This is a genomic window from uncultured Devosia sp. (assembly GCF_913055165.1).
GTDB lineage: Bacteria > Pseudomonadota > Alphaproteobacteria > Rhizobiales > Devosiaceae > Devosia.
Genome location: NZ_CAJXJS010000085.1, coordinates 1 through 11,149, shown reverse-complemented (window position 1 = coordinate 11,149; position 11,149 = coordinate 1). Strand labels below are relative to the sequence as shown.

At 61.8% G+C, this 11,149-nt stretch carries 9 protein-coding genes and 1 pseudogene; 9 read left to right on the top strand and 1 reads right to left on the bottom strand.

Annotation, left to right across the window (positions count from 1 at the left end):
• The 8 genes from QZ564_RS17930 to QZ564_RS17895 form a co-directional block, all read left to right on the top strand.
• The coding region (locus tag QZ564_RS17930) for an acyl-CoA dehydrogenase domain-containing protein (RefSeq protein ID WP_297113046.1) at positions 1 to 1,238 on the top strand (1,238 nt) is incomplete at its 5' end.
• A gap of 152 nt (positions 1,239 to 1,390) precedes the next feature.
• Positions 1,391 to 3,352, top strand: a complete 1,962-nt coding sequence (locus tag QZ564_RS17925) for a 3-hydroxyacyl-CoA dehydrogenase NAD-binding domain-containing protein (protein WP_297113043.1) — start codon at positions 1,391 to 1,393, stop codon at positions 3,350 to 3,352.
• A gap of 13 nt (positions 3,353 to 3,365) precedes the next feature.
• Positions 3,366 to 4,652, top strand: coding sequence for an acetyl-CoA C-acetyltransferase (locus QZ564_RS17920; protein ID WP_297113040.1), 1,287 nt, complete (start codon positions 3,366 to 3,368; stop codon positions 4,650 to 4,652).
• A 468-nt stretch (positions 4,653 to 5,120) separates the two neighbouring features.
• Positions 5,121 to 6,734 (top strand): peptide ABC transporter substrate-binding protein, encoded by a 1,614-nt coding sequence (locus QZ564_RS17915; protein WP_297113037.1) that lies wholly within the window; start codon positions 5,121 to 5,123, stop codon positions 6,732 to 6,734.
• A gap of 96 nt (positions 6,735 to 6,830) precedes the next feature.
• On the top strand, positions 6,831 to 7,754 hold the full coding sequence (locus tag QZ564_RS17910; protein ID WP_297113033.1) for an ABC transporter permease subunit: 924 nt from the start codon (positions 6,831 to 6,833) through the stop codon (positions 7,752 to 7,754).
• Positions 7,754 to 8,674, top strand: a complete 921-nt coding sequence (locus tag QZ564_RS17905) for an ABC transporter permease subunit (RefSeq protein WP_297113030.1) — start codon at positions 7,754 to 7,756, stop codon at positions 8,672 to 8,674. Before QZ564_RS17910 ends, QZ564_RS17905 begins: the two co-directional genes overlap by 1 nt.
• A gap of 12 nt (positions 8,675 to 8,686) precedes the next feature.
• On the top strand, positions 8,687 to 9,529 hold the full coding sequence (locus tag QZ564_RS17900; protein WP_297113027.1) for an ATP-binding cassette domain-containing protein: 843 nt from the start codon (positions 8,687 to 8,689) through the stop codon (positions 9,527 to 9,529).
• Positions 9,526 to 10,395, top strand: a complete 870-nt coding sequence (locus QZ564_RS17895) for an ATP-binding cassette domain-containing protein (RefSeq protein ID WP_297113024.1) — start codon at positions 9,526 to 9,528, stop codon at positions 10,393 to 10,395. Before QZ564_RS17900 ends, QZ564_RS17895 begins: the two co-directional genes overlap by 4 nt.
• Positions 10,396 to 10,407: 12 nt before the next feature.
• Here the strand turns inward: QZ564_RS17895 and QZ564_RS17890 are convergent, their stop codons facing one another.
• A complete protein-coding gene (locus QZ564_RS17890; protein WP_297113021.1) occupies positions 10,408 to 10,923 on the bottom strand; it encodes a response regulator in 516 nt (171 codons plus the stop codon).
• A 150-nt stretch (positions 10,924 to 11,073) separates the two neighbouring features.
• Here QZ564_RS17890 and QZ564_RS17885 point away from each other — a divergent pair.
• Positions 11,074 to 11,149: pseudogene (locus tag QZ564_RS17885) on the top strand (50S ribosomal protein L36); the annotation flags it as partial.

Genomic DNA, 11,149 nt, shown 5'->3' with positions numbered 1-11,149 from the left:
GCCAGTTCGGCATTCCGGTGGGCATCATGGAAGGCGTGGCCGAGCCGCTCGGCGAGATGGTCAAGCGGGCCTATATGTATGAATCGACACGCCGCCTCACCGCTTCGATGGTGGATGAAGGCCAGCGCCCGGCCGTCATTGCGGGCCTCCTCAAATACACCACCACCGAAGCCATGCGCGACAGCATGGACGACGCCTTCGACATCCAGGGTGGCCGCGCCATCCAGGACGGGCCGGGCAATTACCTGTTCGGCGCTTACCAGTCCATGCCGGTGGCCATCACGGTGGAGGGTGCAAACATCCTCACCCGCACGCTGATGACCTTTGCCCAGGGTGTACTGCGCGCCCATCCCTATCTGCTCAAGGAAATCCAGGCGGCCCAGAACAAGGACAGACGCGCCGGGCTCGAGGCGTTCGACGCGGCCTTTGGCGGGCATACCGGCTTCATGCTGCGCAACATCGTGGCCAGCTTCCTGCACGGCCTCAGCAATGGCGCCTTTGCCTCCTCGCCAAATGAAGGCGGGATGGCCAAGTGGTACCGGCGCCTGCATCGCTATAGCCAGGACTTTGCGCTGGTCGCAGACTGGACCACGGTGGTGCTCGGCGGCGCGCTCAAGCGCAAGCAGAAGTTGTCTGGCCGGATGGCCGATATTCTGGGTGACCTCTACCTGATGTCGGCAACGCTCAAGCGCTTCGAGGAAGAAGGCTCGATTGCCGAGGACAAGGAACTGGTCGAAGCCATTATGGCCGATCGTGCGGCCTCCATCGAAGCGACCTTTGCCGAAGTGTTCGCCAATTTCCCCAATCCGGTCTTTGCCTGGGCCATGCGCATTCTCTGCTTCCCGCTGGGACGCCACGCTCAACCGGCCTCGGACCGCATCAACTACCGCTTCGTGCGTGCGGTGCTGCGGCCCGGTGCCTTCCGCGACCGGCTGACCACGGGGGTCTATGTTTCGATGGACCCCGATGATGTGACGGGCGTTCTGGAAGACGCGTTCCTAAAGGTGACCGAGGCCGAGGAGATTGAGGCCAAGTTCGTCAAGGCCTCGCGCCGGGGCGTGATCGAACGGCGGCTGGACCGCGATGCCATCGATGATGCGGTGGCGGCTGGTGTGCTGAACGACAATGAGGCGGGCATCATGCGCGCCGCGGACGAGGCGACAAACAAAGCGGTCCATGTCGATGACTTCGAAATGGATGTGCTCAAGGAAACAGCCCCGCGCGCCGCGGCGGAATAATATGGAAACGCCCTCATGCATGGAGGCTTTGCCGTGCAAAGCACATCAGCATGAGGGTTCTCGATAAACCGGTGCTCCCACAGCCCTCATGGTGAGGTGGGAGCGAAGCGACCCTCGAACCAGAAGGGCGCGGCCACGGAGGACGGAATACCATGATCGCCCCACAGGCAACCGAGACCAAGCATTGGAGCTTCCATACCGATCTCGAAAAGATCGGTTGGCTGACGATCAACACGCCCGGCGCGTCGGTCAATACGCTGAGCCGCGAGGCGATCATGGAGCTCGAAACGCTGGTGTCGCGCTTTGAGGACCTGGCCAATTCCGGCGAACTGGTTGGGGTGGTGTTGCTTTCGGGCAAGGATAGCGGGTTCATAGCCGGGGCCGATGTTTCCGAATTCGATGCGATGAGTGATTTTTCGGTGCTGCCTGAGGCATTGCGGCGAACCCATGCGCTGTTCGCTCGTATCGAGGCATTGAAGGTGCCTGTGGTGGCCGGCATCCATGGCTTCTGCCTTGGCGGTGGGCTGGAACTGGCGCTGGCCTGCCACTACCGGATTGCCGTCAATGACGACAAGACCCGCATTGGTTTTCCCGAAGTCAATCTGGGCATCTTCCCCGGTTTTGGCGGCACGGGCCGCTCGATCCGCCAGGCCGGGCCGGTCGATGCCATGGGGATCATGCTCACCGGAAAGATGCTGCGTGCCGGAGCGGCGCGGGGGCTCAACCTGGTGGATAAGCTCGTTCGCCATCGCGACCAGCTGCGCTGGGAAGGCCGCAAGGCGGTGCTGACCCGGCGCAAGTCGACCGAGGCGGGCTGGACCAAAAAGCTGATGGCGCTGCCGCTGGTGCGCGAGGCCATTGCGAACCAGATGCGCAAGCAGGCTGGCAAGAAAGCCCGCAAGGAGCACTATCCAGCCCCCTATGCCCTGATCGACCTGTTCGAAAAGCATGGCAATGACTGGCGGGCGATGATCCGCGGCGAAGTGGACGCCTTTGTGCCGCTCATGGGGTCGCCAACTGCGAGCAATCTGAGGCGCGTGTTCTTCCTCTCCGAGGGGCTCAAGAAGCAGGGCATGAAGGGCGCCAGGTTCGCGCGCGTGCATGTGATCGGCGCCGGTGTGATGGGGGGCGATATCGCCGCCTGGTGCGCCTATCGCGGCATGAGCGTGACCCTGCAGGACCTCGATATGGAGCGCATCCAGCCGGCGCTGGATCGAGCCAAGTCGCTGTTCAAGAAGCGCTATAAGAAAAAGCGCGAGGTCGATGCGGCCATGTTGCGGCTGACAGCCGATCCGACCGGGACGGGCGTTGGCCGCGCCGATGTGATCATCGAGGCGGTGGTGGAGAAGCTCGAGATCAAGCAGAAGATCTTCGGCGGCATTGAAGACAAGATGAAGCCGGGCGCCATCATGGCGACCAATACGTCCTCGATCGAGCTGGAACGCATTGCCGAAGCACTCAAGGATCCTGCCCGCCTGATCGGCCTGCACTTCTTCAATCCAGTGGCCCAATTGCCGCTGGTCGAGGTGATCCGCTCCAAGTTCAATACCGATGAGGAGATCGGCAAGGGTGCCAGCTTCGCTCTGGCTATCGGCAAGTCCCCGGTGGTGGTCAAGTCCGCGCCCGGCTTCCTCGTCAACCGCGTGCTCATGCCCTACATGCTGGGCGCCGTGGAGCGGGTGGAAAAGGGCGAGAGCAAGGAATTGCTTGATGCGGCCGCCGTTGCCTTCGGCATGCCGATGGGCCCAATCGAGCTGATGGATACGGTGGGCTTGGATGTTGGCAAGTCAGTGGCGACCGAACTGGGCCATGACGTTCCGGCCGACAGCAAATTCGCCAGGCTGATTGCCGAAGGCAAACTCGGCCGCAAGACCGGCGAGGGCTTCTACAAATGGGAGAAGGGCAAGGCGCAAAAGGGTGAAACGCCCAGCCACCCCGACCTTGCCGGGCTGGGCAAGGAACTGGTCAAGCCTCTGGTCGACATGACGGAAGTGGTGGTCGCCGAAGGAGTCGTTGCTTCGCCCGAACTGGCCGATATCGGCGTCATCATGGGCACCGGCTTTGCGCCCTTCCTGGGCGGCCCAATGAAGGCTCGCGCCGATGGCCGCGCGTAAGAGGAGAACAGACATGACCGAACTCAAGCGCGTTGCCATTGTCGGCTCTGCCCGCATTCCGTTCGCCCGCGGCGGCACCGCCTATGCGGATGAAACCAATCTCTCCATGCTCGGCACGGTGCTGGGCGGGCTGGCGGACAAGTTCGGCCTCAAGGGTGAAAAAGTGGATGAGGTGATCGCCGGGGCGGTCATCAATCATTCGCGCGATTTCAACATTGCCCGCGAAGCGCTGCTCGACGCGGGCTTCTCGCCACGCACACCGGGCACGACCATGCAGATCGCCTGCGGCACGAGCCTGCAGGCGGCGCTGGTGCTGGCCGGCAAGATTGCCTCCGGTCAAATCGAGAGTGGCATTGCTGCCGGTTCCGATACCGTCTCGGACAGCCCCATCGTCTTCGGGCCAAAATTCCAGCATCGGCTGCTAGACGCCAATGCGGCCAAAACCACCGGTGACAAGGTCAAGGCCTTCACCAAGGGTTTTTCCTTCGGTGAGCTGACCCCGGTAGCGCCTTCCGTCAACGAGCCGCGCACCGGGCTCTCCATGGGCCAGCATTGCGAACTGATGGCCAAGGAATGGGGGATCGCGCGCCGCGATCAGGACGCGCTGGCAGTGGCCAGCCACCGTAATGCGGCTGCTGCCTATGATGAAGGCTTTCATGACGATCTGATCGTTCCATGTGCCGGGCTGGTCAGGGACAACAATGTCCGCCCCGATGCGAACCTGGACAAGATGAGCACGCTCAAGCCGGCCTTCGACAAGCAGAGCGGTCACGGGACACTGACCGCGGGCAATTCGACGCCGCTGACCGATGGCGCGGCGGGCGTGCTGCTGGCCAGCGAGGAATGGGCCAAGGCGCGTGGCCTGCCGATCCAGGCTTATATCACCACCGGGCGCGTCGCCGGCAATGACTTCGCCCATGGTGAGGGGCTGCTGATGGCCCCGACCATTGCGGTCAGTGAAATGCTCTCCAGGGCCGGGCTCGGCTTTGACGATATCGACTATTTCGAATTGCACGAGGCCTTCGCCGCGCAGGTGCTGTGCACGCTCAAGGCCTGGAAGGACCCAGCCTATTGTAAGGACGTGCTCGGCCGCGACACCGTGCTGGGCGAGATCGATCCGGCCAGGATCAACGTCAAGGGCTCGAGCCTGGCCTATGGGCATCCCTTTGCGGCAACCGGGGCTCGTATTCTGGGTCTGACGGCCAAGCTGCTTGCGAACCAGGCCAACAAGAAGGCGCTGATATCGGTGTGCACGGCCGGTGGCATGGGCGTCGCCGCTCTGGTAGAAAGTGCGGCATGAGTGACAATGTCCTGAAATTTCGGCGGCCTGAGAAGAAGCCTGAGCCGCCAGTCAAGAAACCGCGAGGGCCGATGCCGGCCTGGGTGCCATTCGCGGTTCTGCTCGCGGTCGCCCTTGTCATCTTTTTTGTGCAAAGGGCGGGCTTGGGCGGCTAACCGATCCAGTGCAACGTTTTAGGACGGGCTTGCGCGCCTCGCACGCTCGTGCGCGCCGGTTGGTATCTGGTTCTGCCTGAATGGCATTGCACAGAATTTCGTGCCCCGAACTGACCCGTATTGGGGGTATTCACAATCGACCACTGGATGACGTTTAGGTCAATCTTTCGCTTGTCAGTGGACGGATTTGGGTATTACCGTCCACCAATCTTGACCGGCGGGTAAAATCCGGCGGCGAAGAAGAATGAGCTGTCCGACGTCAGCGACAGCCAGTCAGAGAAACGCAAGAATTCCACAAGGAGATGGGACGAGAATGAAGATCACCACAGCCATGAAGGCGGTGACGACCGCCGGCGCCCTGGCGCTGATGATGAGCTCGGCGGCTTCGGCCGTGACGCTGCAGATGCACAATGGCGGTGACCCCGGTTCGCTCGATCCGCACAAGGTGTCCGGCGACTGGGAAAACCGCGTTGTCGGCGACTATATCGAAGGTCTGGTGACTGAAGATGCCGGCGCCAACCCGATTCCGGGCCAGGCCGAGAGCTGGGAAATCTCGGAAGACGGTACTGTCTACACCTTCCATCTGCGCGATGAAGCGATGTGGACCGATGGCACCCCGGTGACTGCGGGCGACTTCGTGTTTGCCTTCCAGCGCCTGTTCGACCCGGCCACCGCTTCGGACTATGCCTATCTGCAGTACCCGATCAAGAATGCGGCTGCGATCAACTCGGGCGAGATCACCGATTTCGACCAGCTCGGTGTCAAGGCGATCGACGACAAGACGCTCGAGATCACGCTTGAAGCTGCCACCCCGTTCTTCCTGGATGCGCTGACCCACTACACCGCCTATCCGGTGCCCAAGCACCTGGTCGAAGAGTATGGCGATGCCTGGATCGAAATGGAAAACATCGTCGCCAACGGTCCCTACAAGATCGTGGAATGGCTGCCCGGCTCCTATGTCCGTTCGGAAAAGAACGAGGACTATTACGACGCCGAGAACGTCCAGATCGATGAGGTCTATTACCACGTCCTGGAAGACCAGGCTGCCGCGCTCAACCGCTACCGTGCCGGCGAGTTCGACATTCTGACCGACTTCCCGTCCGACCAGTATTCCTGGATGCAGGAAAACATCCCGGGCGAGACCCATGTCGAGCCGTTCCTGGGCATCTACTACTATGTGATCAACCAGGAAGTTGCGCCGTTTGACGACGTTCGCGTTCGCGAAGCGCTGTCGATCTCGATCCTGCGCGATGTGATCGGTCCCGATATTCTGGGTACTGGCGAACTGCCGGCCTATGGTTGGGTGCCGCCGGGCACCGGCAATTATGTCGACAATGCCTATGCGCCGGAATGGGCCTCCATGTCCTATGAGGATCGCGTTGCCCGCGCCACCGAGCTGATGACCGAAGCCGGCTATGGCCCGGACAATCCGCTCGATCTGCAGCTGCGCTACAACACCAATGACAACCACCAGCGTATCGCCGTCGCGATCGCCGCCATGTGGGAGCCGATCGGTGTGAATGTCGAGCTGTTCAACTCCGAAGTGGCCGTCCACTACGACGCCCTGCGCGCTGGCGACTTCCAGGTCGGCCGTGCCGGCTGGCTGCTCGACTATAACGATCCGTCCAACACGCTTGACCTGCTCAAGACCGGTATCGAGCAGGACGGCACCATGAACTGGGGCAACAATTACGGCCGCTATTCGAACGCCGAGTTCGATGCGCTGCTCGACCAGGCCTCCAGCGAGCAGGATCTGGCTGCCCGCGGCCAGATGCTGGCCGATGCCGAAAAGATCGCCATGGACGAGTTCGGTGCGATCCCGATCTACTGGTATGTCTCCAAGAACGTCGTGAAGCCCTACATCACTGGCTTCGAAGACAATGCCAAGGACGTGCACCGCACCCGCTGGCTGACCAAGTCGGAATAATCCGGAACCAAATCGTGGGGCCCTCCGGCCCCACGAGCTTTTCTCCGGTGTGGCGCGCAGTGGACGCAGCGCCCCGGACAGCGAAGGCCATACCCAATGCTCTCATACGCTTTTCGGCGCGTGCTCTCGGCCATTCCGATTGCACTGATCGCCGTTACAGTCTGTTTTTTCATTCTGCGCCTGGCGCCCGGCGGTCCGTTTGACGGCGAGCGCGCGCTGCCGCCCAATGTGCTGGCCAATCTGCGTGCGCACTACAATCTGGATCAGCCACTGATCAATCAGTACTTCATCTATGTGTGGCGTCTGCTGCATGGCGATCTGGGCCCGTCCATGGTGGTTGAGGGGTTCTCGGTCAGCCGCCTGATCGCCATTGGCTTCCCCTTTACCCTGACCCTGGCCCTGACCGCCTTCGTGATCGCGACTGCGATCGGCGTGCTGGCCGGCATGTTCGCTGCCGTGAACCAGAACAAGTGGCCAGACTATGTGCTGGTCTTGCTGGTCATGGTCGGCGTCATCATCCCGAACTTCCTGATGGCTGCGCTGCTGCAGCTCTGGTTTGGCGTCTATCTGGGCTGGTTCCCCGCCGGGGGCTGGGTCACGGGCAGCTGGATGCATCTGGTGCTGCCGGTGACAGTGCTGGCCTGGCCGCATGCCGGCCGGATTAGCCGGCTGATGCGCGGCTCGATGATTGAAGTGCTGGGTTCCAACTATGTGCGCACGGCGCGGGCCAAGGGCCTGGGCGAGCGCCTGGTGATGGCGCGCCATGCCATCAAGCCGGCATTGATCCCGGTGGTTTCCTATCTTGGGCCGGGCCTCTCCTATCTGCTCACCGGGTCGCTGGCGGTCGAACAGGTGTTCGGCCTGCCCGGCATCGGCAAGTACTTTGTCACCGCCGCGCTCAACCGTGACTACGGCATCGTCCTGGGCACGACCATTCTCTACATGTTCATCATTCTTGCACTCAATCTGATCGTTGACCTTGTCTATGCCTGGCTCGATCCCAAGGTGAGGTATCGCTGATGCCGGGTATCACGGGTAAAGACCAGGTGTTGTCCACCTATGCCGACAAGCTTTCGGCGCTGGACGCCCCCAAGGGCCGTTCGCTCACTCAGGACGCGCTGCGCAGATTGACGCGCAACAAGGCGGCCGTCGTTTCCATCGGCGTTTTGGTGCTGATCGTGCTGGTGGCCTTTATCGGCCCCTATTTCGTGCCCTGGGGCTATAGCCAGGTGGATTGGAGCAATATCCGCAAGCCGCCAAATTTCGAGGCACTGCATTATCTGGGCACGGACCAGAACGGCCGCGACATGCTGGCGCGCGTTCTCCAGGGTACCCAGATGAGCCTGATCGTGGCCGCCGTCGCCACACTGGTGTCGGTGTTTATCGGGGTCATCTACGGCGCGGTGGCAGGGTATTTCGGCGGGCGTGTGGATGCCATCATGATGCGCATCGTCGATGTCATGTATGCGCTGCCCTATATCCTGTTTGTCATCATCCTGGTGGTGATGTTCGGGCGCAATCCGGTGCTGCTGTTCGTGGGTATCGGCGCCATTGAATGGCTGACAATGGCGCGTATCGTGCGCGGGCAGACGCTGACGCTCAAGGAGCGGGAGTTTGTCGAGGCGGCGCGCGCCAGTGGCGCCAAGCCCTTCACCATTATCATGCGGCACATCGTGCCCAACCTCACCGGTCCGGTAGTGATCTATGCCACGTTGACCATTCCCGAAATCATCATCGCGGAGAGCTTCCTCTCCTATCTGGGCCTGGGTGTGCAGGAGCCACAGACGTCGCTGGGTACGCTAATTTCCGCCGGTGCGCCGGTGGCCGAGGTGATGCCCTGGCTGCTCCTGGCACCAGCCGCCGTGCTCGTGACCATGCTGTTCTGCCTGACCTATGTCGGCGATGGCCTGCGTGACGCGCTGGATCCCAAGGATCGATAGGAAGCGAATTTCATGGCTTTGCTAGAAGTAAAGAACCTCAAGGTCGATTTCGACACTCAGGACGGGGTCGTGCACGCGGTGCGCGATCTTTCCTACACGCTGGAAAAGGGCAAGACGCTGGCCATTGTGGGCGAAAGCGGCTCGGGCAAGACCCAGGGGGCCTTCGCCCTGATGGGGCTCTTGCCCAAGAATGGCCGCGCCACCGGCTCGGTCATGTTCGACGGCAAGGAAATCCTCAACCTGCCGCTCCGGCAGATCAACGAGTATCGCGCCGCGCGGATCGGGATCATTTTCCAGGACCCGATGACATCGCTCAATCCCTATCTGCGCATCTCGCGGCAGATGACCGAAGTGCTCGAGCGCCACAAGGGCATGAGCCATAGCGCGGCCCTGGCAGAAAGCGTCCGGTTCCTCGATGCGGTGCGCATTCCGGACGCGAAGAACCGCGTGCATATGTATCCGCACGAGTTCTCGGGCGGCATGCGGCAGCGCGTGATGATCGCCATGTCCCTCTTGTGCGGGCCGGAGTTGCTGATCGCCGATGAACCGACCACGGCGCTCGACGTGACGGTGCAGGCTGAGATTATCGACCTCCTGGTGGACCTTCAGGAAGATTTCGGCGCCTCGATCATCCTCATCACCCACGATCTGGGAATCGTGGCCGGCACCTGCGAGGACACGCTGGTGATGTTCGACGGCAAGGTGATGGAATATCGCAAGACTGAAGACCTCTTCGCCAATCCTGAGCACCCTTATACCCAAGGACTGCTCTCGGCCGTGCCGCGGCTCGACAAGAAGGTGGAGCGCCTCTCCACCGTCTCCTATGAATTCATGAGCCAGAGGGGCGAAGCATGAGCGAGAAGGACGTCATTCTCGAGGTACGCAATCTCTCGGTGCATTTCGACATTCCCGCCGGCGGGCTGTTTGGCGGTCACAAGGTGCTCAAGGCAGTCAAGGATGTGTCGTTTGACCTGCATGCCGGCGAGACGCTGGGTATTGTGGGGGAAAGCGGCTGCGGCAAGTCGACCCTGTCGCGGGCCATTATCCGGCTGATCCAGGCCTCGGGCGGGGAATCGAAGTGGATGGGCAAGGACATTCTCAAGATGTCGCCCAAGGAGCTGGTCGGCCTGCGCAAGGATATCCAGATGATCTTCCAGGATCCGCTGGCTTCGCTCAACCCGCGCATGACGGCCGGCGCCATCATCGCCGAACCGCTGCTGATTCACTATCCCAACGTCAACAAGGCGGAGCGCACCGCACGCGTGGCGGAAATGATGCAGAAGGTGGGCCTGTCGCCGAGCATGATCAACAAGTACCCGCACGAGTTCTCCGGCGGCCAGTGCCAGCGCATCGGCATCGCCCGGGCACTGATCACCAAGCCCAAGCTGATCGTCTGCGACGAGGCGGTCTCGGCGCTGGACGTGTCCGTGCAGGCCCAGGTGATCAACCTGCTGATGGATCTGCAGAAGGAGTTCGGCGTCTCGCTGCTGTTCATCGCGCACGACATTGCGGTGGTGCGCCATATCGCCCAGCGCATCATGGTGCTCTATTTCGGCGAGGTGGTGGAAATCGGCGATAGTGAGCAGGTGGTCATGGCGCCCCGCCATGACTACACCAAGAAACTCATTGCTTCTGTTCCGGTGCCCGACCCCAAGGAAGAAATGAAGCGCCGCGAAGAACGCCGCCGCTTGCGCCGGGAAGCCGCGGCCGCAGCGGCCTGACCAGTCGGTCGCCTATCGGGAGCGCCGGTCGGCGCTTCCGACATCCTCTGTCCGGCGCCGCCGGTCGGGCCCGGCATAGCTCTCGGCCTCGATGAAAGGGCGCGGATTGGCGGCAATGGTGTCCATGCGCGTCTTGAGGTGGACAGCTGCGAAAGGCTTGCGCAGGAATTCGGTGACACCCGCGTCCCGCGCGGCCGCAATGCTCGCCGCGTCGGGTGCGGCCGACATCATGATCACGGGCGTAAGGCGATTGATGCAATCGGTGCTAGCCCTCAGGCGCCTGACAAGTTCGACGGCGTCCGGGCCGCGCAATTGATCGTCGATGATGATCAGGTCGAATGGGCGGCGCTTGAGCTCGAATTGCGCCTGCGTGCCCTCATAGGCTTCACGGATATCGCGGCGGCCAAGGCTACGCAGCATTCCGGCGACCAGGGCCGCCATATTGGTCTGTGGGTCGATGATGAGCACGCCCGTCTTGGTGATCTGTTCGCTGGCCATTGTGTCGGTATCTGGTGCGTTTTCCGACACGATAGCGTTTCAGGTTCACCTGCGCGTTAACGCCGACAGATTGGGGAAAACCGGTGTGATTGCGCGTTGACAGGCGGGGCCACTTTCCTTATGTAGAACCCAGTTTTCGGGCGCCTTGGCGCCCCTTTTGTTTGACCGAGGATTAGAACGATGAAGATCCGCAACTCGCTGAAGGCGTTGATGACTCGCCACCGCGCGAACAAGCTCGTCCGCCGTCGCGGCCGCG